The sequence below is a fragment of the Gilliamella sp. B2717 genome (assembly GCF_026536675.1).
Lineage (GTDB): Bacteria > Pseudomonadota > Gammaproteobacteria > Enterobacterales > Orbaceae > Gilliamella > Gilliamella apicola_I.
The window spans coordinates 111,276-137,611 of record NZ_JAFNNQ010000040.1 but is presented as its reverse complement, the minus strand read 5'-3'; the positions used below and the strand labels follow the sequence as shown (position 1 = coordinate 137,611).

Genomic DNA, 26,336 nt, shown 5'->3' with positions numbered 1-26,336 from the left:
ACCTCTTATGCAATACGTGGGTTTAATTTGTCAGCATTGATTTCAAACTTTTTAATCGCTTCATCAACAACGCTGGCTTTAATATCACCACGTTTAGCAAGCTCACCTAATGCTGCAACAACAACATAAGATGCATCCACTTCAAAATGATGGCGTAAGTTTTCACGGCTATCACTGCGACCAAAACCATCAGTACCAAGTACTCTGTAACTTTCAGCAGGTACAAAGGCACGGATTTGCTCAGCAAACAGTTTCATATAGTCTGTTGAAACCACGGCTGGGTTATTATTCATAATTTGTGTTACATAAGGTACTTTTGGTTTTTCACTTGGATGTAACATGTTATAACGCTCACAATCTTGACCTTCACGAGCCAATTCAGTGAACGAAGTAACACTATATACATCGGATCCAATGCCGTAATCTTTAGCCAAAATTTCTGCCGCTTCACGAACATGACGTAAAATTGCCCCTGAACCTAATAATTGAACAGTTGGACTACCTTTTTTACCTTTAACCGTATCGAGTTTATAGATACCACGACGAATACCGTCTTCAACACCTTCTGGCATTGCAGGTTGTGCATAGTTTTCATTCAATGTGGTAATGTAATAGTAAACATTTTCTTGCTCACCATACATACGGCGTAAGCCATCTTGCATAATTACTGCTACTTCATAAGCGTAAGCTGGATCATATGAAATACAGTTAGGAATAGTTAAAGATTGAATATGACTGTGACCGTCTTGGTGTTGTAGACCTTCACCATTTAACGTTGTTCGTCCTGAAGTCCCACCAATCATAAATCCACGTGCTTGTTGATCCCCAGCAGCCCACATTAAGTCACCGATACGTTGGAAACCAAACATTGAGTAGTAAATATAAAATGGAATCATTGGCAAGTCGTTGGTACTGTAAGATGTTGCGGCTGCAAGCCATGAAGCGGTTGCACCACATTCATTAATACCTTCTTGTAGAATTTGCCCTTTTTCGTCTTCACGATAATAAGCCACTTGTTCTTTGTCTTGTGGCGTATATTGTTGACCGTGTGGATTATAAATACCAATTTGACGGAATAAACCTTCCATACCAAATGTTCTTGCTTCATCTGCTAAAATTGGCACTAAACGTGGTGCAAGATCTTTATCTTTAAGCATGATGTTAAGCGCACGAACAAAAGCAATAGTGGTCGAAATTTCTTTTGATTGCTCTTCAAGAAGTGGTGCAAATTCACTTAACGATGGAATTGACACTGTGCCTGAGAATTTAGTTAATCGTGAAGGTACATAACCATGTAATGCTTGGCGACGTTCATGAATATATTTATATTCTGGTGTATGTTCTTCAAATTTAATGTAAGGTAATTTTTCAAGTGATTCATCATTAACCGGGATGTTAAAGAAATCACGAACATGACGAACGCCGTCCATATTCATTTTTTTCACTTGGTGAGCAATATTTTTACCTTCAGCGGCTTCACCCATACCATAGCCTTTGATAGTATGTGCTAATATCACGGTAGGACGATCTTTAGTCTCTTTAGCACGACTAAAGGCAGCAAACATCTTCTCTGGATCTTGACCACCGCGGTTGAGTCTGAAAATTTCTTCATCGCTCATGTCTTTTACTAATTCAGCCGTTTCAGGATATTTACCAAAGAAATGCTCACGCACATAAGCACCATCTTTTGATTTGAAAGTTTGATAGTCACCGTCAAGGGTTTCGTTCATTAAACGAATCAATTTACCTGATTTATCTTTTTGTAATAATTTATCCCAACGATCACCCCAAAGCACTTTAATAACATTCCAACCTGCGCCAGCAAAAATCCCTTCAAGTTCGTTGATAATCTTACCATTACCTGTTACTGGGCCATCAAGTCTTTGTAAGTTACAGTTGACAACAAATACTAGATTATCCAGTTTTTCACGGGTTGCCACCGTAATTGCACCTTTAGATTCTGGCTCATCCATTTCACCATCACCTAAGAAAGCGTAAACGGTTTGTTCAGAGGTATCTTTTAGTCCACGATGATTTAAATATTTTAAGAAGCGAGCTTGATAAATAGCACTTACCGGCCCTAATCCCATTGATACGGTTGGGAATTGCCAAAATTCTGGTAACAATTTAGGGTGCGGATAAGATGGTAAACCTTTACCATGAATTTCTTGACGGAAATTATCTAATTGTTCTTCAGTCAAACGTCCTTCGATGAAAGCACGAGAATAGATACCCGGTGAAATGTGACCTTGGAAGTAGACCAAATCCCCACCATCTTTATCATTACGTGCACGGAAGAAGTGGTTAAAACAGACTTCATAAAAAGTGGCTGCCGATTGGAATGAAGCCATATGACCGCCAAGCTCTAAATCCTTTTTAGATGCTCGTAATACCATCATGATAGCATTCCAACGAACAATTGAACGAATGCGCCTTTCAATCTCCCAGTCCCCTGGATAAGCAGGTTGTTCTTCTACTGGAATGGTATTGATATAATTACTTGTTGAAGAACCGAAAAGTAGTGGAACACCACCATCTCTCGCTTTGTTGACTATTTGTTCGATAATGTACTGAGCACGTTCGATACCTTCTTCACGGATAATTGACTCGATACTTTTAAGCCAATCTTGCGTTTCAAATGGATCGATATCATTCATTTGCATGTCCGACATATAAAAACCTCTTTTTTGTTAAAAAAAATGCAGTTTTTGCTATCCTTAGCTATCACAAAAGCATAACTAAATATATTAGCTTCAATTCTGCACTATGGAGCTTTACTAATATCAGTCTGCCATTTTCACAAAAAAAGTAAAGTAAACCTGAGTTTAGAAAAGAATGTTAATTCCTATCAAATTAATCAACTATTCCAATAAATATAACTTTCAACACATATTCTATTGATATAAAAGAGTTTTTAAGAAGTGAAAAACTAAAGAATTATTTATATGGTTATACCTTGTTCAAGCATAGGTTGTCAAGCTATAGTAAAATCTGATATATAAATGTAAATTTTAAAGCAATGCAACGTAGAGATTGAAAAAAACAAGCATGACTAAGAAAGACATCATTATCAAAGATTTGAACCTACAACCTTACATGCAAACGTATCAAGCTATGCATGAGTATACTCAACGTCGTGATAATCAATCGCCAGATCAAATTTGGCTTGTCGAACATAGTGCTGTTTTTACTCAAGGTAAAGTGGGTAAACCTGAACACTTACTTAAACAAACCAATATTCCTTTCGTACAAACTGATCGAGGTGGACAAATCACCTACCATGCTCCCGGTCAGCAAATTATGTATATTTTGTTTGACTTAAAAAGAGCAAAACTTGGCATTCGTGATATGGTCAGTTATCTGGAAAACAGTATCATACAAACTTTAGCTAATTATGATATCATAGCCTATGCCAAACCTGATGCACCTGGCGTCTATATTGATACAAAAAAAATCTGTTCACTTGGTTTGCACATTCAACGTGGTTGCACATTGCATGGACTTGCTTTAAATATTGATATGGATCTCACTCCTTTTACTTATATTAATCCTTGTGGCTATGCTGGATTGCAAATGACACAATTAAAAGAATATGTCTCTTCAATCGATCGCAAAGTTATTAAACAACAATTAACGGATAACTTTATTAGCCAGTTACAAAATCAATAAGATAAAATTATGCAAAATGATGAACCAATAATCCGAAGCTCAAAATACCGTGATGCAGATAAAACACGTTTAATTCCAACTATTACGGTGGAAGATTCTGCCCCCTTAAAAAAACCTGAATGGATGAGAATTAAATTATCCGCTAACAGTGATAATATTGCCCATATAAAAAATACTATGCGTAAACATGGTTTACATTCGGTTTGTGAAGAAGCGTCTTGTCCAAATTTAGCGGAATGTTTTAATCACGGAACGGCTACTTTTATGATTTTAGGTGATATATGTACACGCCGTTGCCCATTTTGTGATGTTGCGCACGGTAGACCATTACCACCAGACCATGAAGAACCCATTAAACTTGCTAAAACGATTCAAGATATGAGATTACGCTATGTGGTTATTACCTCGGTTGACCGAGACGACTTAAAAGATGGTGGTGCAAGTCATTTTGCAGCATGTACAAAAGAGATTCGCGCATTAAGCCCGACTATTAAAGTCGAAACCTTAACACCAGACTTTCGAGGCTGCATAAATGAAGCTGTCGAAGTTTTAAGTCAAAACCCGCCCGATGTTTTCAATCATAATCTTGAAAATATTCCTCGTTTATACAAAAAAATACGCCCCGGTGCTAGCTATGAAGGCTCTTTAAAGTTATTAGAAGCCTTTAAAGAAAAACATCCGGATATTCCAACAAAATCGGGCTTAATGGTTGGTTTGGGTGAAACAAATGAAGAACTTATTCAAGTCTTAAAAGATTTACGTAGTCATGGTGTGACAATGTTAACCTTAGGGCAATATTTACAACCAAGTAAATATCATCTTCCTGTTGAGCGTTATGTATCACCATCAGAATTTGATGAATTAAAACAAATTGCCTTAAATATGGGATTTACTCATGCCGCATGTGGCCCCTTTGTCCGTTCATCGTATCATGCTGATTTACAGGCTATGGGTAAAGAAGTGAAATAATAAATTTAAAAAAACGGGTTATATTGTGCCGAAATGGAAGATGATTTTAAAACAGATTCAGAATCTAAAACTTTTGCTATAAAATCGTTGCAAAATTTTTTTGAAAAAAAGAATATTACCTATGACGAAAAACGGAAGATAAAACAATTATTTCACTACTTTGTAATATCATGAAAAATTTCATTAGAGTAAAATACGAAAATCCTTAGAACCAACATTAAACAGTATATAAACTAAAAAATAATTTTTTTTAATAATAACTAAAAATAAATTCTCGATACATAAGGAATATTAACATGAACGAAGGCTTAAAGTTAGAAAACATTAACGCATTATTTGAAAAATTTGAATTACCCAATTTTAACAGCTCATCAGTAATTTATGGTTGTATCAACCCAAAATTTTGGAAATTTGCACTTTATCAGGAATTAGCTGTTTTAGATATTAAACATTTCCTTATTTATTTTGATTCCAATAAAATTATTTTAATAGGTTTAACTGTAACAGGAGATTTTACCTATAATGTTCTCCAAATACCGATGACATCAATTTCAAATATGACATTCAAAAAAGGTTGGATTAACAGCAAATTTGAATTTACGACTACTGAAAATAAACGATATCCATTTAAAGTGCCTAATTTTGTGCTGACCGCAAAATGGCAAAAACCAAATTTAGCGAATATTATTACCACCTATATTAATCAATAATTAACCCATTTATCTTTTTCTGGTGTTATTAAAATATTGCCTAATATCTTGTCTTATTAGGCGTTTTAATTTTTAGTTTTTACATTTAATATCGGCTCCTATCATTGATGAAAAGTCCAAAGTAAACTCGTTAACTATTTTGCTTAGTATTTTTGAAAAAGTGCCGATATGTTCTAACTTGCATATTTTTATTTTCTAGTTTAATTTAGCTATCTGGATTAACTAATAATTGAAGAGTAAACATGACGATATCATTTAAAGAACAACAACAACGTATCAGTTTTGTAAAACAATTTTTTGCTGAACAATTAGCAAAAAACTTATCGCTTATTGAAGTGCAAGCCCCCATATTAAGTCAAGTAGGTGATGGGATACAAGACAATTTATCGGGAACTGAAAAAGCCGTTCAAGTTAAAGTTAAAGCTATTCCTCAATCACAATTTGAAGTTGTTCATTCGCTGGCAAAATGGAAACGAAAAATATTAAGTATGCATCATTTTCCTGTCGGCGAAGGCGTGTATACGAATATGAAAGCATTACGCCCCGACGAAGATCATCTCTCCCCTATTCACTCTGTTTATGTTGACCAATGGGATTGGGAAAAAGTAATGCGACCAGAAGATCGTAATTTAGGGTATTTAAAGCAAACTGTCGAAAAGATCTATGCCGCCATCAAAGCGACTGAAAGTGCAGTATCCGATAAATATCATCTATCACGATTTTTACCCGAATCGATCACATTTATCGATAGTGAGCAATTATTAAAACGTTATCCTAATTTATCACCTAAAGAACGTGAAAATGCCATCACAAAAGAGCTTGGCGCTGTGTTCCTGATCGGTATAGGGGGTGATTTGTCTAATAATGAAAAACACGATGTACGTGCACCCGACTATGATGATTGGAGTAGCGATAATGAAATGGGTTCAAAAGGTTTAAATGGCGATATTTTAGTTTGGAATCCAATTTTAAATAGTGCGTTTGAAATTTCTTCTATGGGAATTCGAGTTAATCCAGAAGCTTTAAAACGCCAATTAAAAGCAACCAATGATGAAGATCGTTTACAATATGCGTGGCATAAAGCTTTAGTGGATGGTGATCTACTTCAAACTATAGGGGGTGGAATTGGTCAATCTCGTTTAGCGATGCTACTTTTACAACAAAAACATATTGGGCAAGTACAATCAAGTGTTTGGAACGATGTAACTCATCAAAATTACACTAATTTATTATAATGTAATGATTATCTCTTCTATTTTCATGGTAGAAGAGATATTACTCACTTCTGACTAGAAAAATGACCTGCTTAAATCACCGCATAACGTAACTTTATCCTTCTTCAATTATTCACGCTGTTCATTCAATTTTGTTTTCTGTACTTTGCTTTAAATCACCTTCTTTTTGTACATTCAATGACCCTTGAATGATGTTCTGATGATAAATCTAAAAATTCCGCTGAGACATGATTTAACCGAAGATAAATAATTTTTTTCTGTCCGGCTTCACAGAATCCGACAATTTTACCTTCAACTTGATCGGCAATATCGGTGGGTGAAATTTTTAATATACAGTCAGACGTTTTTACACCATTATTTTCAATTTTTTCAGCAATATCGGCACAAATATTTATCTTAGCAGATTTTAAGACAAATAAACTCAAATACCCTTTTCAAATAGGTACACGAATAATCGAACAGGCGGAAACTTTTAAACATAATTATTGATGCTGTGAGTAACATCAAAATTATGCACTGTACTATTTGATAAGTATTTAACAAACCTGTTGATAACTCTTTATCTTATTAATTATTAATAATTTATCATTCAGATTAAATAATAAACGACCTCAAAAATGATATTATTTTAAAGAAAAAATCAAGTATTAAATTGTTAAAATTAGGCTAAATTAAGACGGATTAAATAGACGAAAAAAGACTTCAGATAAATGAGCAGAAGCAAATACTTCCGCTTTCATTGACAATTATAAGGCGGTAAAAAAAGCGATAAGACCAAAAATCACCCCCGGTGAATTCGCTATCGCAATAGGCCAATCCTTTTTTTCACGTAAAAGACCATAACTGACCCATAAGGAACAGTTGATTGCTGCCGCTAATGGCTGAGTAGGATTCGATTTCATACCTTGTAAATTATCAATGATTTGTGGAATGTAAGAAATGTACATACCCAGTGAAGCAATGGTTGCAATAATACCCAGATAATGGAAAGCTTTTGCTGAAAGATACAAAATGACCTCCTAATGATTAGTTAAATCGATAATGTTGATAACTGCAATACTCATCATTTTGAATGAAAACGTTTAAATGGTATAAAACTCATTCATGACTAAAGATTAATTAATAAAGAACGAAAAGATTTGAGCAACGGTATCAACGTTAAAGTTAAATTCAGTGTTATCGCTTCATGTTTATCATTTATTTATCACACGAAGCGACCGGATGACTTTACTAGTATAGGTCAACGCTGAATTTATACAACTCACATTTTAGGAAACAGTTAGGTTAATGGTGTTTGCTTTGTTTCTTTACCTAATAGGACAATAGCCATTATTGCCATTAAAATAGATAAGCTAAATAACCCAAAAATCACACTTAAACGAATATCTTTAGCCATTAAAAAACCAACCATGAGAGGGCCTAATATTCCCCCTATACGTCCAACCGAAGCAGCAATACCTGAACCTGTTGCACGAATATTGGTAGGATATTGCTCTGGAGTATAAGCGTACATAGCACCCCAAGCACCTAAATTGAAAAATGATAAAAAAGCACCATACACGAGTAAATGATTAACAGATTTAGCCTCACCAAATAAATAGGCACTAATTAATGTACCTAATAAATAGGTGATTAGCACCCATTTACGCCCTACTCGCTCAATCAACCAAGCAACCGAAAAATACCCCGGTAACTGAGCAAATGTCATAATTAAAATATATTGAAAGCTTTTTATCATGGAAAATCCTTTTATCATCATGACACTAGGTAACCATAAAAACATGCCATAATATGAAAAAACCACACAAAACCATACTATCCATAACATGATGGTCGAACGGCGAAACTCTGAAGTGAGTAATGAATTAACTTTTTTAATTACCGAATCATTTTTAGAGTTTGCATTCAAACTATTAAAAGCCGATGAATCGGGTAAGTTAAAACGTAAGTAAAGCGCATAAAACGCAGGGATAGCGCAAATAATCATCGCTCCTCGCCAACCTATTGCCGGAATAGGAATAAGAAAATAAGCGATTAAAGCAGCTAAAATCCAACCGACAGCCCAAAAACTTTCAAGTAATACAACAATTCGACCCCGATGTTCAGGCTCGACACTTTCGCTTACTAAAGTAGAAGCAACCGGTAATTCACCGCCTAATCCCATACCAATAAAAAAACGTAAAATAACTAAACTTGCCAGTCCCCAAGCAAATGCACTTAATCCGCTGGCAATACTAAACATTAATAAAGTAAATAAAAATGCCGATTTACGTCCTTTTTTATCCGCATAGATCCCAAACAGAAAAGCGCCTATCGCCATACCGATAGAATTGACACTGCCAATTAAGCTAAGTTGTTCAGGACTTAATCCCCAATCTTGTTTTAAGGCGGCGAGTATAAACGACAGTAATCCGACATCCATCGCATCAAACAGCCAGCCTGTACCGGCAATAAATAAAAGTTTTTTGGTTGATATTGAGCGTTTTGTTGAATATTGCATAACATAAAAATAATAGTAATTTTTTAAGATCAAACCAAATTCTGATTGAAATGTCCATAGCTTAAACGTATCCACCCTAATTTATCACCATAATCACTTCCTTGTGATACGATAATATTTTGAGCAAGCAATTGATTTAAAATAGCGATTTCTTGTTGTGATGATTTAACAGGTAATTGGGCATATAAATGAAAACCACCTAAAGGTTTTTGATAATTTATTGTGTCATCAAAATAATTATTGAGCCATACCATTAATTGATTCGCTTTAAAATTGAGCTGATCACTCAAAAAGTGTTGATGAGTGAAATAATGATTTTTTAGATATTCTTCTGCCAATAATTGCGGCAAAATACTCAACCCAGAATCGATATGTTGACGAATATTCGCTAGATTTTCAATAATATTACGAGGTGCTATCATCCACCCCACCCGTATATTTCGACCAATGTATTTAGAAAGCGATCCTAAATAGATAACTTGATTATGATGGTCAAACTTTTTAATGGGTGAAATGGATAATTGAGAATTAAATGCTAAACCACTATAAGCATCATCTTCAACGATACCAATACATTGCGAACGACAAAATGCTAATATTGCTTTTTTGCGTTTATCACTCATCACAAAACCTAATGGATTTTGAAAGATAGGATTGAGAAACAGCCATTTTATGGGTTGCTGACTAACGACTTTACTTAAACTGTCTAAGGTAATACCCTCATTATCGCACTCAATCCCATATAAGCGTAACCCTGCTGCTTGGAAAAGTGGCAAAGAGTAAAAATAAGAAGGCGATTCGATAGCAATTGCATCGCCTGATTTAAGTAATCCCTGGGTAATTAAAAATAGTGATTGCTGTGTGCCTGATGTAATAAGTATTTGAGATGTCTCTACCGACATAGCAAAACGTTGTTGCATGTAATTGGCTATTTGCGTTTTTAGTGCTGGCAAACCTAACTGTAATTGGTCACTATTTTTTTCATGCATGATAAGCTCATCTGAGCTGATATTGGGTAATAACAATTTGGGCATCCAAATTGTGGGTAAGTCCCCATTAGCAAGATCGATGATGTTAGATTGCTGACGTCGTATCAGTTCGACTTTTTGTTGATAACGAGATTGTTTATTTTGGTAAAAACGTGCTGGTAACCTCCAATTTATTGAAGTATACGCCTGAACACCCCATTTTTTATCATTAACAAATGTTCCACTTCCTTGCCTGCGGATTAAAAGTCCTCGTTCAGAGAGATTATCCAAAGCACGAACCACCGTTGTTCGATTGATGTTTAAAATGTTAGCAAGTTCACGTTCTGATGGTAATCGTTCGCCTGCAATCAATATGCCTTGCTCAATATAATATTCAATTAGTTGACTTACTTTATTAAAAAGTGCGCCTTGATAGGCATTTAATTTCTGATGATTCCACATGTTATCGATTACTCAACATTTTAAACCTTGCCAGACAACGCATAAAAAATTGGATGACCTAATTATAGTCCAATTGGCTGTATCTTACCTATCGTTAATTTTAAATAATATATAACTAAGCATTAATTAATTTAAAACAGGAGACGTGATGAATAAAATTATCGGAACACAGACCGTAAAACGGGGTATGGCACAAATGCAAAAAGGTGGCGTGATAATGGATGTAGTGAATGCAGAACAAGCCAAAATCGCTGAACAAGCTGGCGCTGTCGCAGTTATGGCACTAGAACGGGTTCCATCAGATATTCGTGCTGCTGGCGGTGTTGCCCGAATGGCAGATCCAACTATTGTTGAAGCTGTCATGAATGCGGTTACAATTCCTGTTATGGCAAAAGCGCGTATTGGTCATATTGTTGAAGCCCGTATTTTAGAATCAATGGGCATTGATTATATTGATGAAAGCGAAGTATTAACACCTGCCGATGAACAGTACCATTTACTCAAAGATGAATTTACCGTACCTTTTGTTTGTGGTTGTCGTGATTTAGGCGAAGCACTACGTCGTATAGGTGAAGGGGCATCCATGCTACGCACAAAAGGTGAACCGGGGACAGGTAATATCGTTGAAGCAGTACGCCATATGCGCAGAGTGAACGAACAAATTCGATTGGTAAACAGTAAATCTAAAGACGAACTAATGACATTGGCAAAAGAAATCGGTGCGCCTTATGAACTCGTCATACAAATCAAACAGTTGGGTAAATTACCTGTTGTTAACTTTGCTGCCGGAGGCATTGCAACCCCAGCCGATGCAGCCTTGATGATGCAACTTGGCGCAGACGGCGTTTTTGTTGGCTCGGGTATTTTTAAATCGCAACATCCTGAAAAATTTGCAAAAGCGATTGTACAGGCAACGACGTATTATGACGATTATCCACGCTTAGCAGAACTATCTAAAGGATTAGGTGAGGCAATGAAAGGTATTGAGATCAGTAAATTGTTTGAATCCGAAAGAATGCAAGAACGAGGATGGTAACGATGCAATCACTCAAACCCTTACGGTTAAAAAAAATTGGCGTGCTTAACTTGCAAGGCGCAGTTAGTGAACATATAACCATGTTGCTGAGTATCGAAAATGTGATTGCGGTGACAGTAAAAAAACCTGACCATTTAGCGGGGTTAGATGGTTTAATTATTCCAGGCGGGGAATCTACCGCAATTAGCCGACTAATTAAACAAAATGGACTATTTGGTCCCATTAAAGAATTTGCCCGTCAAGGCAGAGGTATTTTAGGCACCTGTGCCGGCTTAGTTCTTTGTGGTATGACAACCACTCATCATGAAGTTGAACTTCTTGAATTAATGGATATTACCGTTGAACGCAACGGGTTTGGTCGGCAAGTAGCAAGTTTTGAAACCTTTTTAGATATAGCGTCAATTGGCAAGCACATTCCAGCCATCTTTATCCGTGCTCCTTATATCATCCATGCAGGTAACCCAGTAAAACAACTGGCATTTATTGATGATCACTGTGTAATGGCAGAACAAGATAATATTTTAGTCTGCTCATTTCATCCCGAGCTATCTAACGATAATCGGGTGATGAAATATTTTGTTGATAAATGTTGATGGGAAGTATTTTCAAAAGACAAGGGATAGATATTTAATCTGTGTTATTAAATATCTATACCCATATGTATAGGGAACACAATTGTAAAAAATACCAATTACTATTAGTACGTATTAATGTTAATAATGTTGATATTGCAAACTCATACCGTTTGTTTAGCAATCAGTAATCAAAATAATTCCTATATTTAGTTTTTTTTGAAAACATTTGCAGTATCGAAACAATAAAATTGACTTTAGGTCGTTTCTCTAGGCTATATAATTTTTTTCGGTAATTTTCTCGATTAGCAACAACCAATTTGCGCTCCGCTTCAAGTGAGGAATCGTTCTTATCGCGATCGTTGGTTTCAATGAGATGTGGTAGGGTAAAGTATGTTTTTATATTTCCGCACGTTCTGAAAATTTCAAACATATCTGCCTCGTATCTGATAGGCATTAGAAACTCAACCATCTTTTTTGCTGTTTTAAATGTAATTATATAGCCTGTAGCGCGAATAGCCTTAGCTATTGGGAAAACATTAAAATCGCCAAGTCTCATTTTTTTATTTTTTGCGTATTCGACGTCACCAGTTAGCAAAAAAATTCCGTTTTTTGGTTTTTTTTCGAATGCACTCATAAAATCTACTGTTCTACTATCGAAGATTGCGTCATCCTCAATAATTAGTGCATAAGGTAACCTCCGATTTATAATTTCTTTATACACACCTATATGACTGAGGGCACATCCAATTTCACCTTTCGTTAAAAAACAATTTTTATAATCATAAACATTGTCATTAATAAAATTTTCATCTAATTCACGCCCGTCAATCGCTGTAATAATTTCAAAATCCATTTTCAATTTTTTACATAAATTAGAAATTCTATCCCGTCTATTTACTGCACTACTCAAATTTATTACAAACACTTTCACTAATTAAATATTCTCAATCATTATTTACAAATAATACGACCACTAAATATACACTGGATATTATTAATTGACAATAATTTACTAAAAAACAATTAGATTACATAGCTATAAAATTATTACAATAACCAATGTTTGTTATAGGATTTGACAAAATCGTCGTCTATTTACATCCATCCAAATATTTAAAAATAGTGTTTTCATGCTCCAATAGTCGATTCCTTTCTCGATTTTACTAATAGTTGACGTGAGTAAATCAGTTTAAATAACTCATGCTCGTTCGTGCCACAATTAGTAATTATTTAAATGTTCATGTTTTTTTTTATTTTTTGACAAATATATGTAATAGTAAGTAGTATTAGAATGCAATTAAGCAAAATAGTCCTACATATTATTGCGCTCGATAACCCTGAGCACAAATAATCTAACTTAAATCAATTTACCGAACGGCATTCAAAGTAGCCCTATCAATTATAATTTTTCCATTAGGTCGATTGTTTTACCGCGTAACATCGTTGGTAAATTTAGAATTTCGACGTTAACATTGTCATGATTTTTTATTCTAAACAGTTTTTTCGTATCAGTTAGGTATGAACATGGTAGCCTAGGCATTCCAATTTTTTTTATGCATGGGTTTTTCATGGCTCTTTTTATGCTTCCGTTAAACTCTTTTTTAACTCCATATTTTCATCAAAATAATCTTGATCGTCTGGTTTAGACTGATATCGATATGAATTAATTTGTTTGCTATTTTTAGTCATTAATAATAAATGATCTTGACTAAATATAAGTTTTTGCAGTTCTAAAAAAGGCGTTTTCGCACAAGAAAAAAACGGGAGATGGGTTCTAAGATGTTTTAACACTTCGCTACCAGTTCGTTTCTGCTTTAAAACATAGACTTTATAGATATGCGAATGTTATTGATTTGTTAAAGTTTGCGGTGCGGTCACTGTATATACAAACTTTTAATTATTACAACTAGTTAGACAAATTAAATGTTTATATTACTTAACCGTAACGCCATTTTTAAACGGTAATTTTCAACTACGGATATTTCTTGAATGCTTAAAAAGCTTCGAAAAAGTTTAAACTAGATTCCATAATGTTATGGTTAAATAATTTAAACGCGAATCAACAATAACTAATGTCAATTATGTTCATTTTAATTGTTAAAACGTCTCGAAGCTGTATACCATTGCCTAAATGAAGAACATTTTAAGTCATTCATCACTCATTACTTTTAACTGAGCTGAGGATAAGCAACAACAGAAGCAGTTAATTCAGGTTGACCAATTAAGATAAACTGCTTATTTTTACTATCTAACGCTTGTTCAATAGCCAATCCCGTTGCCAACCATAAAGCACAATTACCTGATTTACCAATTGAATTATCGACACTAAAAAAATTATTTGGTTTAAAATCAATAATATTTAAATGATTTAATACCGCTTTGTTTTGATCTTCACTGATAAAACTTGTCCAAATTCCGTCATAATCTTTATCTTTACCATCACCCCAAAGTAATGCCTTGTCGATTGTTTCTTCTAATGTTTGAGTTTGTTCACTACGATAGACTTTAATAGCTGATTCTCTAAAATCAGAAAGACAAGGATCATTAATCGCTTCTTCACCAGCAAACAACATGAACGATAAAAATTCGCCTTCATTTTCAGAAGGTATTTGAAAAAGATGACCAGCAATGACAATTAATAAATCAGAATCATGATCACGATGATCCAACCATGACTCAGTGAATAAAGTACTATTTTTAGGGTTTTTTATTTCAAAACTAGTAGGTTTAATTAATTTTCCTAAGGTTTGTGTCCAAATATCTTCAAGATTATCAATACTTGGTTCTGAATCAATGAACAATCGTACATGAATATTTAATTTTGGAGAAAGACGATTAAATATTGTTTGGTATTCAAGTTTCCACTCATCAAATTTTGCTTTTAATCGTTGTTCAATATAGTTACCTAACAAACTTTCAGGTATAGCTAATGAACTATATGCAATAGACTTTCTACCACTAACAACAGGCATCGAACTTAATAACACTTTATTGTTAGCCACGCCGACACCACTACCCTGTTTGCCATGATGCGTTTCAAGAGAATGACTTAACACGTATAAACCTCGTCTTGCAAATTCAATTAGCTCTTGGCGTTCGATTTCACAATCAATATTCCAATTTTCAATATATATATCATTACAAAAACGAATATAAAGATTATAAAAAAAACAAAACATCCATATTGAGACTGGAAAAATAATCGAAAAACAAATAAACCAAAAATTAGAAAGGTTATAAAAAACACTGTAAATTAAAGTACCCAATACACCTAAAGCGACAGACAAGATAAGAAAACCAAGCCAAAGCCAAAAGTTACCTTTTTTCTGTTTAGGCAGTGAGTCAGGGATAGCATTTAGATTAACGGGCATTAGCTTTTTCCTACTTTAGAGATAGATGAAATTAACGAACAACCACAAGCACTTTTATGCCCATCTAAAGCAATTTTTTTACCCTGATCTGTCATTGTTGGTTCACCTTCTATAATTGAATTGACACCATGCTTATGAATGGGGCAACTAACTAAATCACCGACTCGAGCAACAGGTTTACCCATTACTTTCATTGTGGTTGACGCGGTAATAACTTTACCGCCATGATTAGTATCATCACCTAAACGAATAACGCCTCGTAAATTAGTCATTTTTAATTCCTTTTTTATTTACCTTTGTTAACTTTTTTATTTGTTTATACTGCAACTAATTATAGCTAATTAACATTCAAATTAAAGTTATTATCTTTAATTAATATTCCATTAGTTTTTATACAATTATTGGGTTCATATTTGTCTTAGATTTCTGTTTGAATGCCTTTTATAGCATTAGTATTGGCTCATCGGTATAAGGGAATTTTAGTACCCCTAAGTAATAGCAAAAATCGCCTTTCACTTTTGTATTAGCACGTACTTTGTCAAAACGGTCTTGAATAATGCGTTTAAATTCTTCTTTGTTATAACAACCAACTAAACTACTACCGGCAATCATTAGGGCTAATAGTTTAGTCAATTTACTGTTTTTTTGCTTCATAAATTATTTGCTATTGTCTATTGTTTCACTTGAGGGTTTAAGTTGAAAATAGGGCTGGCTATTTTGATATAATTTATCATCTTTACCTACATAAAATTTTATAGTCTGCACATAACTTTTATTTGGTAATCTCACATCTCCTTGTCTATATACCGCATTCAATTTTTCTCGATTATTTATTACCCAATCTGGCACATCGATAACATGATATTCATAATCTACTTCAAGATTGACTTCGTTATAGCTATAACCTTGTGCTCGGGTATATTCCTTTTTGGTGACATCTGTCACCCGATCTACCACAATCGGTCCATAACAAAATTGATTATGATAAAGTGGCCCTGAAACGCCTTTTTCAACATCTTGATTCCAATATTCTCGACCTAAGTCGGTTAAGTCATAATGATACAGTCCTGATTGCCCTTCCACGGGCTGTCGACTTAATAAACCAATTTCGGCAAAGAGGGGTAACGACTTTGATAATTTACGTTTATTCCACGTTGTCCACCGACTGTCTTTGTCTAATTTTGGCTCATCGGTATAGGGGAATTTTAGTACCCCTAAGTAATAACAAAAATCGCCTTTTACTTTCGTATTGGCGCGTGCTTCGTCATAACCATCTTGAATAATGCGTTTAAATTCTTCTTTGTTATAACAACCAACTAGACTACTACCCGCGATCAATAGCGCTAATAGCTTGGTCAATTTTCTATTTTTTTGTTTCATAAATTTTTTATTTGTTATTTATGGTCTCTTTTCTACGGTTTAAACTGTTTATAACCTAAACTATTTTGGTATAATGCATCACCTTTTCCTACAGAGAATTTAACTATATCTTTATAGGTTTTTTCAGGTAGTCTTGCTTTTATCTGAGTATATACCGCATTAAGTTTTTCTTGATTGTTTATTACCCAATCGGGAATTTCGTTAACATGATATTCATAATAGACTTCAAGATTGACTTTGTTGTAGCTATAACCTTGTGCTCGGGTGTACTCATTTTTGGTGACATCTGTTACCCGATCAACCACGATCGGCCCATAACAAAACTGAGTATGATGAAGAGGTCCTGAAACACCTTTTTCAACATATTGATATAAATATTCTCGACCTAAGTCAGTTAAGTCATAATGATACAGTCCTGATTGACCCTCAACAGGTTGTCGACTTAATAAGCCAATTTCGGCAAATAGGGGTAAACTTACAGCAAGATCTTCTTTATTCCAAGTTGTCCACCGACTGTCTTCGTCTAATTTTGGCTGATCGGTATAGGGGAATTTTAGTACCCCTAAATAATAGCAAAAATCGCCTTTTACTTTTGTTTTGGCTCGTGCTTTGTCATAACCGTCTTGAATAATGCGTTTAAATTCTTCTTTATTATAGCAACCAATTAAACTACTACCAGCGATCAATAGGGCTAGTAGTTGGGTGAGTTTACTCATCTTTTTTAAAACCTTTGAATTTATGGTTTAGAATTTATGGTTTAAATTGAAAATAGGAAAGATTATCTTGATACAATTTATCATCCTTACCCACATAAAATTTTATGGTATGCGAATAACTTTCATTTGGTAACATTACATCTGATTGTGGATATATCGAATTCAGTTTTTCTTTATTGTTTATTACCCAATCTGGCACTTCGATAACATGATAATCAAAATCTACTTCAAGATTGACTTCGTTATAGCTATAACCCTGTGCTCGAGTGTACTCATTTTTGGTGACATCTGTCACTCGTTCCACCACGATCGGTCCATAACAAAATTCATTGTGGTATTTAGTTCTTATACCTCTGTTATCAATATATTGATGCCAATATTCTCGACCTAAGTCAGTTAAGTCATAATGATACAGTCCCGATTGACCCTCAACGGGTTGTCGACTTAATAAACCAATTTCGGCAAATAGGGGTAATGACCTTGACAACTTACGTTTATTCCAGATCATTCCTCTTGTGTCGTCTTCCTTCACCGGCTCATCAGTATAAGGGAATCGAAGATCTCCTAAGTAATAACAAAAATCGCCTTTTACTTTTGTTTTGGCTCGTGCATTGTCAAAACCGTCTTGAATAATGCGTTTAAATTCTTCTTTATTATAGCAACCAACTAAACTACTGCCAGCAATCAATAGGGCTAATAGTTTGATGAATTTACTGTTTTTTTGCTTCATAAATGATCACCTTTTATATGTATCCGAAATGATAATTGGATTGGCATCGACTGTATTGCCTTGATTATCTTTGGTGGTTCTGCCCGTTGGCCAATAGTAGAGTTGTAAATTGATTTCGTTATTAGCCGAAAAATAGCATTCACCCGTTTTATAGAAGATTTGAAAGTAACCCAATTTTTTTTGATCTTCATCTATTGCATCATTGTAAGATTCCACTTTTCCAACTTTACTTTTCTCTAACTTACTTTTTATTGTCACTGGATTTAAAGGATCCTTTCGTTTAATGAGTAAATCTTCAACCGAATCCTGCGTAAAGGTAAGAATCGGATACTCTTCACCATTACTAATATTTAACGTCACCAATTCTTGCGTATGTTTATCTAAAAATCGAATTTTTCCTTCATAATCACTGATGTTGGTATCAAAATTAGGTAACCCCACCGAAAGATATATTTCCTTACAAAAAGGTGTATTATTTACGTAACCGCCTATTGGATAGGAACCGACGTCAACTTTTGGCATTTGATTTTGTAATTCTATGATTTCTTTTACTTTCCTCATTTCGTCCATATAGTATATTTTGTTATTGTCGAACTGAAGCACCGCATAGAGTCCTGTTCTTGCCACCATAAAGTCATTGATGGCTAATGCCATGCTGTCAAAGTTGGCTAAATAAGGTACGCCTTTATCACTTGGTTTTTGTAATCCAAATAGGCAGTAATTAAACCAGATTTGCATTTTATCCCAGTCATCGGTTTCATCTTTATAGATCATTTGTATAATTGCAGCAGCAACACCCGCAACTAGTCCTAGGATAAATATTGCTGCACCAATCGGGCCAGAAAATAATCCTAATAATCCAACTGATTGAATCAAAAAAACAAAACCCGAGAACATTTGCAAGCCACCTGCAATCATATAGGCTGTGCCTACTTCGCCCCCTTTGGCATAACCTTTTAAAAATAATATGCCCCCTTCGAGTATAGTGATAAAACTGGTTATTGAGCCTAATACCGCTGTTACCCCTACCGAACCTTTAAGAACACTATTGCTAATCAATCTCATACTTTTATTGAATCTTAATGTTCTTCGCCAAACTCTTGGTAGTGTTTTATTCAGAAACAATAACACTTCACTAACTGTTGATGCGTGGTTTGCAGCTACTTTACATAAGCCAAATTGCACATCACGTTTTATTTCAAAGCGAACGGTTTCACTTAATGTGGGATCGTCTAATTTTTTCAAATTTTCCAAATATTGCGTATGAGCCACCCAAGACTGTACGCCAGCGACTGCCATATTACCGATACCGATTGCTATATCGGCTGTTTTTGGTAAACGAGTACTTATGCGGGTTTCTTTAATATTTTTCAAAATACTCGTACAAAAATCAATTTTGATCTGGTTGACGATATTTAAGCTTCGGCTTTGGGCAAATCCAAACGATAATGCTGCATTAAACCAATCTCGATTTAATGCAAATGTTAACGACTCTTTAATCGCATAAAACAGCGCTATACCATTTTCTAATATCTTTTTATTGGCGCCAATTTCGATTATTTGTAATCCGAATGATGCATAATCGGCATACGTAGACACCAAATCCCAATCGATGGTACTGTCTTGGATATCATCCGTCAGGGTGTAATTTTTATAAGACAGTTCTTGGTCACTGCTTTCAAATGGTTCCCAGTAATTCAAAACTTCAGATAATTTTGCAACCGGGATATTTTGCAGCTTAATATACAGCATTAAGTAACCATGAATGACCAGATTACTCTGAATAATTAATGGCATGACTTTTAATTGCAAGCCGTCAGCTTGTTTTGTACCTTGCTTCTGGTTGGTTTGAGATTGCATTGGCGGGCGGTTTGCCAATCCTGCTGAAACACGCGCAAATAGCATGAAATAGAGATTTAGCATAAGTTCACCTTTTTCGGCAAAAAAGTTATTCGCTAACTTGCCTTGCCCTAAATCTTCTTCCAGTTCTTGTAAAAGAACTTTCGTTTGCTCTACACGCTTTTGCTTCGCTGCTTGTTCGTTATCATACTGCTGTTGCAAATAAGCTTTAATTTGATCTTCGGTTTTATTCGTTAATTGTGGTGCAAAACTCGAATGTGATGCCAGTTCGTCTTGCATAATATCCAGGCGTTTATTGAAAACTAACTCCCAAAAACTGCCTTGTTGACCGTCAATCAGGTGATAAAAAAGACTGTCTGCATTGTTAAGCAGGGTATCCCATACCGCTGATTGTTCTTCCATTTTTACATTACCCAGACAAGTAAAATCAATCAGTTTTATAAAATCGGTTAGGTAGCCAACATGATTATTGGAACAGTTAGTATCACACTCGATTAACCAAAATTCACAATCATTGTATTGATTAATTGCCGAAGGGGCATATTGTGAACATCCATTGAAACCAAATAACCAGGTTAAGTAATAAAAGTAGTCTTGAGAAAGCTTAACAATTGATCCAACTAACTTGTTATAGTCCGCTTGTTCTTTCGCTATAAAATTTTGCTCTTCTGACGTGTTGATTAAACTGTTGTATTTTTCTAATTGTTTTTCTATGTTTTCATTTGCGGCTTGTTCAGCAGTGTTATTTTGCCTGAAAGCTCTAACATCAAGATATGTTATGCCCATTAAACCTTTAAATTTTTCTAAATGTTTACTTTTTTCCTCTTTGCTCATGGCTATTTCGACAAAGCCTTGCTTTAAATAACCTTCTGATTTAGGAAAATCTTCAATAATTGGAAAGCCTTCTGATAAGTTTCTGAGGATATGATAGTCATAAAATACCTTATCCTTCGCTTTTGCTGTTTCAGACGAGATAATTTGGTTGCGGTATTCATTTATTAACGCTAAAGTTTTGCGTTTATGCAATCTTTCTTCTTTAAAATATTCTTTACTGATAATATTTGAACTCAACGAGTGGTAGGTGTCATAATATTGATGTTCGTTAATGTCATCAAAGATACTTTTATCATGTGCAGGCTCTTTATTGTTTAATATCGCATTGTATTTTTCATCTAATCGTTTGTTTGCTTCAATGATTTTTTTGTAATTTTCATCGATTTTCTTAGCATAGATTTCTTCCGATTGAATAATTAACTGCGTGATGGGTTCGATTTTTAGCTGTCTTTGTAAGCTTAGCTCTTCTGCAATACCAAACGGATCTTCAATCACTACAACTGGCACGACAAAACGCTTATCTTTTTCAAATGTATTAATTTGGTTTTTTAATACATCGCAAGAATCTAAATACTCTTTTTTGTTTGCTTTATGGCGATCTCGTAACGAGTTGAATTTATGAGCTGTAATAAAGGTATTTTTATTTTCAATTAGTTGTTTATCATCATTATCATTTTCATCATCATTTCCTTCATTATGCACGATGGTTGTCGGTTTTGCGGCTAATTCTAATAATGAATTATCTGATAATAATTTATTGAATTCAAAACTTCGTTTACCCCCTTCAGTGAGTTGGTTGGGATCTTTATAAGCTGCCTGATTTAAATTGATTTTGGTAAACCGTTTTAACGCCGTATCTAAATCGATAGTTTTGGTATTGCGTTTTGCTGATTCGGTATTACTATTTTGCCCATTTTGTGATGAATCATTTCCTTGATTTTGTTTGGATGGTAAATCAATTGTGATCGAGGATTCATTCATCAATTTTAGGTACTTTTCTACCGCACTGTTTTCACCTTGAGACCATGCTCGACGGGTATAGGCAATGTAGGCTTCGCCTTCGTATACCGTGATGTCAATATTGATAAAGGATCCAGGTATATGGTGATTATTACCGTCTTTGGTACACGCTGCGGGGATCTCTTTAACGTTTCGCTCTTTTAAGTCAGTAATGGTTTTATGACGAAATACCCCTGATGGTGTCACTTCGTATCCTAAAAATTCCCATCCTTTGGTTTTATGTTTCACTAAGATATAAACGTAACCAACTCGTAACGTTCGATAAACGTATTTATGGGTAAGCAAGTCAACTTGTGGCTCACGCTTTGTATCGGTAAATTTAATAGCTTCTCCCATTTGTTGGGCTAAGCTAAAGCTTGTACTAATCGGGGCTTTTCGAACTAGAAAAATGGGAAATCCTTTACGTTCACAAACGCCACAACCGCCATTTGCTAAAGCTGAACGGGAGTCTTTACCATCTTTGTTTGCTTCGGCATAAATAATGCGATCTTCGAGTTCAGCGGCTTGTTCTTCTTTTCGTTTTTTTTGTTGTTCTTCTTCTGTGGTTTTGTTTGTTTCTTGCTTTTCCATTTTTCTATTCCTGTATTTATCTATCTTATTGCTTTATTGATAAAAATTGTTGCCTATCGATTGCTTGAAATCTTTCTGCCAGACTTCCTTTATCTTGTTTTGCTTGGTCGATTGCATTTTTTATTTTGCTGACACTAAGCAAATCACCATAACGTAATGACATCAATACAAAAATCTTTTGGTCATTTAAATCTGTTAATCCATACTGACACGCTTTTTGATAGGTATTAGCTAATTGAATTAAGTTGATTTGCGTCACATCTTTGCCCAGTTTGGTATAAATATTAACTTGAGATAAGTAGATGTCGAATATGACTTTTATATGTTGTTGATAAAATTTTGCTTCCTCACTAAGAAAAATACTATATGAATCGGGTTTGTAATTTAACCGATTGATTGTCGAAATGGTTTTATTAGTGGTTAAATAGCTGTAACTGATTAGACTGTTAAATACATCCGCTAAAAATTCAGTACATATCATGTTACCTTGATGTAATAACTGCATGCGGAATGGTTCATAAAAAGGAACAAATTTTGTGCCAATAAATTGAGTTAAATATTTACCTATGTCAGCTAATATTTGAGCTATTATATTCGGTGGATGTTGGCTCACTAGCCAACTACAGACATAACGCTTGCTTTGTAATAATTCACTTTCGGCTTCTATTAAACTAAATTTTAATAATCGTTCTTCAATCGGTTGCTCAGGTTTTCCAAGTATTACAAGCTGTGGACACGCATCAAGATCGTAGGCTAAGTCTGTTCTTATTACAGGGGTAACCGCTTGTTCACCATAATGATCTTTAATATTATTGAGGCTGATAAAATCCAATTCGCTTACGGCTACAAGTGGATCTAAGAGTAAATATCGATAATATTGTTGATTGCTTTCACTATTTAATAGGTTTAATAATTGCTGTTTCATTAAGCATTTTCCTTACATGTACTGCCTGATGGTAACGCTGTTTGATCAACGGATAATGTCGCTGGACTGATTAAGCCAAAACTAGCAGCATTCACTTTAACATCACCTGGTGCATAAAAGTTTATTTCGCCATTTTCTAATACGATGGCAACACCATTACAGCTTAAGGTCAGTTTTTTGTTCGCCGATACGATGACTTCACTGTCTGTACTTGTGATTTTCATATCTTGTTTAGAAGTTAAATGCATTTCTTCGTTTTGCGCTTGTATATCGACATTCCCTTTTGAAGCAAATATTTTAATCCCCATTTTATTTGCAAATAGGCTGATCATATTGCCCGCAGTCACCATAAAACGCTTGAAAGCATTGATGTCTACCGTGTTTTGTGCTGTTTGGATGATGTTTTCACCTGCACTGTGCTGGATTGAACTTGGTGTTGTGTGTGCAATACCGGAAGGTGCATAATTTAAAATTGCCGGTTCTTTTAATTCATTTAAACTTTGCTCTAATAGTTTTTTTTGCGTCGATAAATCAGCTAGTTCAGCTTCGGCCGCTTCAGCCAGCTCATTAAGCCGTTTGACCATTTCACTTGCTTGTTGTAATGATTCAATTGCGCTACCCATTTCAAGTTGAGTTTTACCGGCTTTAACTTGTTCTTCAGTGGTTATGTATAGCCCTTTTCCCGAACGTATCGCTCCCCATTCATCTGTTCGTAGTTCAAAACCTTCGCCACGTTTTTCTTTCTTTTCATTGACAAGATGACCAATATTTAGCTGAGTTTTACCGTATTCAGTCGCCAGCTTGATATGTTCTTGCCCTCGTTTGTCATCCATGCGTAATTTGTTGTTAGCTGGTGTTCGAATAACATTTCGGTGTTTGTTAATCGTCGTAACGTGGTCTGGATGGGTACTGTCATGCATTGCGTGAGCAATGTAAGGTCTGTCTGGATTACCATTGGTAAAAGCTACAGCGACTTCGGTTGAGTCAATAAGCGGAAAGTGGAAGCCATAAGTATTACCTGAATAAGGTTTTGCAAGCCTTACCCATAAACTTTCTTCGCCTTTTTTCCAGTTTTTTAAGTCAAAATTGAATTTGATGCGATAACGCCCTTTAGTATCTATGTATCCATAGGTGTCATCATCCGGGCTCGTTACTCGTGCAGGTAATGTACCCGTAACTTGAGGCCATTTAAGGGGGGCTGGGCGATAAGGTTTTAATACGTCATAGGGGATTGCTGTAAAATGAGTTTGGTATGAATTTGTTCGATCACCCTGACACTCTGTAGTCAGAATGATAATACCATCTTTTATATCATTAATTGGGCATCCTTCAATGATAATGCGTTGACCGGGTACTAATGTGTAATTATTGCATTTACCGTAAATAAATAATTGTTCAGATATGTAGTGTTGATGTCGTATATTCGCATACCATTGTCCACTTTCTACTGTGTGTTTGTCACCCAGTGTTTTATGATGTTCTTCGTAACGATAATCATCACCACGCGTTGTGATATCTTTGGGTTGACTGTTGGCTATACCATGTAGAGAGTTGTTTGCTATACGGTAGTTGTAATCATTGACACTTACTTGATTTGGTTTTGTTTTACTGCTGAACTGTAGATCCCATACACTATGAGATTGCTTATCATTTAAGCCACTTGGTTGTCTAATAATGATGCTACCCGCATTATCAAACCCTTGTTCGTAATCACTAATTACCATGACATCACAGTGATGTTCTGGATGGGTTTCAAAATAGAACCAAATACCTACATCAGCAAGCAGCCTTTGGATAAAGACTAAATCGGATTCTTGCCATTGAGTTATAAATTCACGAGCTGGATAGGTTTCGTTTAGTTCAAATCGAAAATCAATACCGGTTAATCCATGATTTCGTAATACTTCTTCAACAACATTCACTACACTTTTATTCTGAAAAATAGCACTTTGATAATTGTTAGATAGTAGTGCAATTCTTGGTTCAAGCACTACTCGATATTGCGCTTGATCTTCGCTCATGGATACTAAGCTAAATTCGGTAATTACCCCGTAAATTGTTCTGGGCTTATCATGAATGTCTTGTGAACTTATTTGTTTTAATTCAAGTGATTTACCCCGTGGATGGAAAGTCAACGATGCTGCCTGGCTTAATACTGAATTAATTGATATCTGTTTATTTTGGCTTGTTAAATTGATGATGTATCGCCATGGTTGATTGATTTGTTCCTTTCCTTCAATCGATAATATTGAAATATTTGATGAAGCATCAATTCGTTCAATTGAAAGGGAATAGTTATTCAGTGCAGAGCTAGCAAAAGGCAAATTTTCACTAAGTGAAGAAATACTATTTGTCAACTTATCCATTATATTCATGCCACAAATCCTTACTTTTGATTCTTTACTCTATAATGTATTTTTTATAAGTTTTGTAAATTTTTTATAAATTAAATTTAAAGTTTACAAAATAGGGGCTTTTGTTTAAACAGTCAACATTTTTATTTATTTTTTATTATGATTATAAATAATCAGTAATTTTAGGTAAATTTGGTTTTTTTAGGGGTTGGGATGAGTGAGTTTTATTTTTTGTTTAGAAAGTGACAATATCATCTAGAAAAATTTACTTTTTTAGATGTTCTGTATGAAGAGTTATTGGTTTTTTATTGCGCTGAATAAAGCCAATTTGAATGATTTTATCCAGCCGTTAAAAATTGATAGTTAGTGTTTAACAAATTTGAGCGATATTTCTAGCCATTTTAATTTGTGGTAGCTATGTTATACATGTGCTGTATAGAAAAAATATCAAT

The 26,336-nt window shown here is 34.7% G+C and carries 22 protein-coding genes; 6 read left to right on the top strand and 16 right to left on the bottom strand.

Annotation, left to right across the window (positions count from 1 at the left end):
* Positions 1–5: 5 nt before the first annotated feature.
* Positions 6–2,672 (bottom strand): pyruvate dehydrogenase (acetyl-transferring), homodimeric type, encoded by a 2,667-nt coding sequence (aceE, locus tag J3U35_RS06265; RefSeq protein WP_267360274.1) that lies wholly within the window; start codon positions 2,670–2,672, stop codon positions 6–8.
* Between the two features lie 376 nt (positions 2,673–3,048).
* Between aceE and lipB the strand changes: the two genes are divergently transcribed.
* From lipB to asnA, 4 genes are all read left to right on the top strand, one after another.
* Complete coding sequence (gene lipB, locus J3U35_RS06260) at positions 3,049–3,669, top strand: lipoyl(octanoyl) transferase LipB (protein WP_267360272.1); 621 nt, start codon at positions 3,049–3,051, stop codon at positions 3,667–3,669.
* A gap of 9 nt (positions 3,670–3,678) precedes the next feature.
* Complete coding sequence (gene lipA, locus J3U35_RS06255; protein ID WP_267360270.1) at positions 3,679–4,638, top strand: lipoyl synthase; 960 nt, start codon at positions 3,679–3,681, stop codon at positions 4,636–4,638.
* A gap of 296 nt (positions 4,639–4,934) precedes the next feature.
* Entirely contained in the window at positions 4,935–5,348 is a 414-nt protein-coding gene (locus J3U35_RS06250; protein WP_267360268.1) for a hypothetical protein, read from the top strand.
* Between the two features lie 242 nt (positions 5,349–5,590).
* Complete coding sequence (asnA, locus tag J3U35_RS06245) at positions 5,591–6,583, top strand: aspartate--ammonia ligase (protein WP_267360267.1); 993 nt, start codon at positions 5,591–5,593, stop codon at positions 6,581–6,583.
* Between the two features lie 155 nt (positions 6,584–6,738).
* On the opposite strand, the gene J3U35_RS06240 is transcribed toward asnA, so the two are convergent.
* The 4 genes from J3U35_RS06240 to J3U35_RS06225 all read right to left on the bottom strand — a co-directional run bounded on the left by J3U35_RS06240 (position 6,739) and on the right by J3U35_RS06225 (position 10,513).
* The gene (locus J3U35_RS06240; protein ID WP_267360266.1) at positions 6,739–7,008 is read right to left on the bottom strand and encodes a DUF1161 domain-containing protein; all 270 of its coding nucleotides are present in this window, start codon (positions 7,006–7,008) and stop codon (positions 6,739–6,741) included.
* A gap of 321 nt (positions 7,009–7,329) precedes the next feature.
* Positions 7,330–7,593, bottom strand: a complete 264-nt coding sequence (locus tag J3U35_RS06235) for a SemiSWEET family transporter (protein ID WP_081299178.1) — start codon at positions 7,591–7,593, stop codon at positions 7,330–7,332.
* 269 nt (positions 7,594–7,862) lie between these two features.
* A complete protein-coding gene (locus J3U35_RS06230; RefSeq protein WP_267352587.1) occupies positions 7,863–9,083 on the bottom strand; it encodes an MFS transporter in 1,221 nt (406 codons plus the stop codon).
* A gap of 29 nt (positions 9,084–9,112) precedes the next feature.
* Complete coding sequence (locus J3U35_RS06225; RefSeq protein WP_267360265.1) at positions 9,113–10,513, bottom strand: PLP-dependent aminotransferase family protein; 1,401 nt, start codon at positions 10,511–10,513, stop codon at positions 9,113–9,115.
* A gap of 148 nt (positions 10,514–10,661) precedes the next feature.
* On the opposite strand from J3U35_RS06225, the gene pdxS reads away from it, so the two are divergent.
* Together pdxS and pdxT are read left to right on the top strand one after the other, a co-directional pair.
* Complete coding sequence (gene pdxS, locus J3U35_RS06220; protein ID WP_267360263.1) at positions 10,662–11,549, top strand: pyridoxal 5'-phosphate synthase lyase subunit PdxS; 888 nt, start codon at positions 10,662–10,664, stop codon at positions 11,547–11,549.
* A gap of 2 nt (positions 11,550–11,551) precedes the next feature.
* Positions 11,552–12,142: a pyridoxal 5'-phosphate synthase glutaminase subunit PdxT gene (gene pdxT, locus J3U35_RS06215; protein WP_267360262.1), complete on the top strand. Its 591-nt coding sequence runs from the start codon at positions 11,552–11,554 to the stop codon at positions 12,140–12,142.
* Positions 12,143–12,305: 163 nt separating this feature from the next.
* On the opposite strand, the gene J3U35_RS06210 is transcribed toward pdxT, so the two are convergent.
* The 11 genes from J3U35_RS06210 to J3U35_RS06160 all read right to left on the bottom strand — a co-directional run bounded on the left by J3U35_RS06210 (position 12,306) and on the right by J3U35_RS06160 (position 25,905).
* Entirely contained in the window at positions 12,306–13,055 is a 750-nt protein-coding gene (locus J3U35_RS06210) for a glycosyltransferase family 25 protein (protein WP_267360260.1), read from the bottom strand.
* A gap of 647 nt (positions 13,056–13,702) precedes the next feature.
* Positions 13,703–13,915, bottom strand: coding sequence for a hypothetical protein (locus J3U35_RS06205; RefSeq protein WP_267360258.1), 213 nt, complete (start codon positions 13,913–13,915; stop codon positions 13,703–13,705).
* A gap of 377 nt (positions 13,916–14,292) precedes the next feature.
* Positions 14,293–15,495 carry a hypothetical protein gene (locus J3U35_RS06200; RefSeq protein ID WP_267360256.1) on the bottom strand — a complete coding sequence of 401 codons (1,203 nt, stop codon included), beginning with the start codon at positions 15,493–15,495 and terminating at the stop codon, positions 14,293–14,295.
* Positions 15,495–15,767, bottom strand: a complete 273-nt coding sequence (locus J3U35_RS06195) for a PAAR domain-containing protein (RefSeq protein ID WP_267352526.1) — start codon at positions 15,765–15,767, stop codon at positions 15,495–15,497. The genes J3U35_RS06200 and J3U35_RS06195 overlap by 1 nt, the downstream gene beginning before the upstream one ends.
* A gap of 169 nt (positions 15,768–15,936) precedes the next feature.
* Positions 15,937–16,149: a hypothetical protein gene (locus tag J3U35_RS06190; protein WP_267360254.1), complete on the bottom strand. Its 213-nt coding sequence runs from the start codon at positions 16,147–16,149 to the stop codon at positions 15,937–15,939.
* 3 nt (positions 16,150–16,152) lie between these two features.
* The gene (locus J3U35_RS06185) at positions 16,153–16,875 is read right to left on the bottom strand and encodes a hypothetical protein (RefSeq protein WP_267360252.1); all 723 of its coding nucleotides are present in this window, start codon (positions 16,873–16,875) and stop codon (positions 16,153–16,155) included.
* Positions 16,876–16,907: 32 nt separating this feature from the next.
* The gene (locus tag J3U35_RS06180; protein ID WP_267360250.1) at positions 16,908–17,591 is read right to left on the bottom strand and encodes a hypothetical protein; all 684 of its coding nucleotides are present in this window, start codon (positions 17,589–17,591) and stop codon (positions 16,908–16,910) included.
* 34 nt (positions 17,592–17,625) lie between these two features.
* Positions 17,626–18,321 carry a hypothetical protein gene (locus J3U35_RS06175; protein WP_267360248.1) on the bottom strand — a complete coding sequence of 232 codons (696 nt, stop codon included), beginning with the start codon at positions 18,319–18,321 and terminating at the stop codon, positions 17,626–17,628.
* Positions 18,322–18,327: 6 nt separating this feature from the next.
* The gene (locus tag J3U35_RS06170; protein ID WP_267360247.1) at positions 18,328–22,605 is read right to left on the bottom strand and encodes a toxin VasX; all 4,278 of its coding nucleotides are present in this window, start codon (positions 22,603–22,605) and stop codon (positions 18,328–18,330) included.
* Positions 22,606–22,630: 25 nt separating this feature from the next.
* Positions 22,631–23,530 carry a hypothetical protein gene (locus J3U35_RS06165; RefSeq protein WP_267352522.1) on the bottom strand — a complete coding sequence of 300 codons (900 nt, stop codon included), beginning with the start codon at positions 23,528–23,530 and terminating at the stop codon, positions 22,631–22,633.
* A complete protein-coding gene (locus J3U35_RS06160) occupies positions 23,530–25,905 on the bottom strand; it encodes a type VI secretion system Vgr family protein (RefSeq protein WP_267360245.1) in 2,376 nt (791 codons plus the stop codon). The genes J3U35_RS06165 and J3U35_RS06160 overlap by 1 nt, the downstream gene beginning before the upstream one ends.
* Between the last annotated feature and the right edge of the window lie 431 nt (positions 25,906–26,336).

What these genes read in the sequence shown, in the direction of transcription:
- asnA (WP_267360267.1), top strand. Translation starts at nt 5,591, where the DNA reads ATGACGATATCATTTAAAGAACAACAACAACGTATCAGTTTTGTAAAA.
- J3U35_RS06180 (WP_267360250.1), bottom strand. Translation starts at nt 17,591, where the DNA reads ATGAGTAAACTCACCCAACTACTAGCCCTATTGATCGCTGGTAGTAGT.
- J3U35_RS06190 (WP_267360254.1), bottom strand. Translation starts at nt 16,149, where the DNA reads ATGAAGCAAAAAAACAGTAAATTGACTAAACTATTAGCCCTAATGATT.
- J3U35_RS06160 (WP_267360245.1), bottom strand. Translation starts at nt 25,905, where the DNA reads ATGAATATAATGGATAAGTTGACAAATAGTATTTCTTCACTTAGTGAA.
- lipA (WP_267360270.1), top strand. Translation starts at nt 3,679, where the DNA reads ATGCAAAATGATGAACCAATAATCCGAAGCTCAAAATACCGTGATGCA.
- J3U35_RS06200 (WP_267360256.1), bottom strand. Translation starts at nt 15,495, where the DNA reads ATGCCCGTTAATCTAAATGCTATCCCTGACTCACTGCCTAAACAGAAA.
- J3U35_RS06225 (WP_267360265.1), bottom strand. Translation starts at nt 10,513, where the DNA reads ATGTGGAATCATCAGAAATTAAATGCCTATCAAGGCGCACTTTTTAAT.
- J3U35_RS06195 (WP_267352526.1), bottom strand. Translation starts at nt 15,767, where the DNA reads ATGACTAATTTACGAGGCGTTATTCGTTTAGGTGATGATACTAATCAT.
- lipB (WP_267360272.1), top strand. Translation starts at nt 3,049, where the DNA reads ATGACTAAGAAAGACATCATTATCAAAGATTTGAACCTACAACCTTAC.
- pdxT (WP_267360262.1), top strand. Translation starts at nt 11,552, where the DNA reads ATGCAATCACTCAAACCCTTACGGTTAAAAAAAATTGGCGTGCTTAAC.
- pdxS (WP_267360263.1), top strand. Translation starts at nt 10,662, where the DNA reads ATGAATAAAATTATCGGAACACAGACCGTAAAACGGGGTATGGCACAA.
- J3U35_RS06250 (WP_267360268.1), top strand. Translation starts at nt 4,935, where the DNA reads ATGAACGAAGGCTTAAAGTTAGAAAACATTAACGCATTATTTGAAAAA.
- J3U35_RS06175 (WP_267360248.1), bottom strand. Translation starts at nt 18,321, where the DNA reads ATGAAGCAAAAAAACAGTAAATTCATCAAACTATTAGCCCTATTGATT.
- J3U35_RS06185 (WP_267360252.1), bottom strand. Translation starts at nt 16,875, where the DNA reads ATGAAACAAAAAAATAGAAAATTGACCAAGCTATTAGCGCTATTGATC.
- J3U35_RS06230 (WP_267352587.1), bottom strand. Translation starts at nt 9,083, where the DNA reads ATGCAATATTCAACAAAACGCTCAATATCAACCAAAAAACTTTTATTT.
- aceE (WP_267360274.1), bottom strand. Translation starts at nt 2,672, where the DNA reads ATGTCGGACATGCAAATGAATGATATCGATCCATTTGAAACGCAAGAT.
- J3U35_RS06165 (WP_267352522.1), bottom strand. Translation starts at nt 23,530, where the DNA reads ATGAAACAGCAATTATTAAACCTATTAAATAGTGAAAGCAATCAACAA.
- J3U35_RS06170 (WP_267360247.1), bottom strand. Translation starts at nt 22,605, where the DNA reads ATGGAAAAGCAAGAAACAAACAAAACCACAGAAGAAGAACAACAAAAA.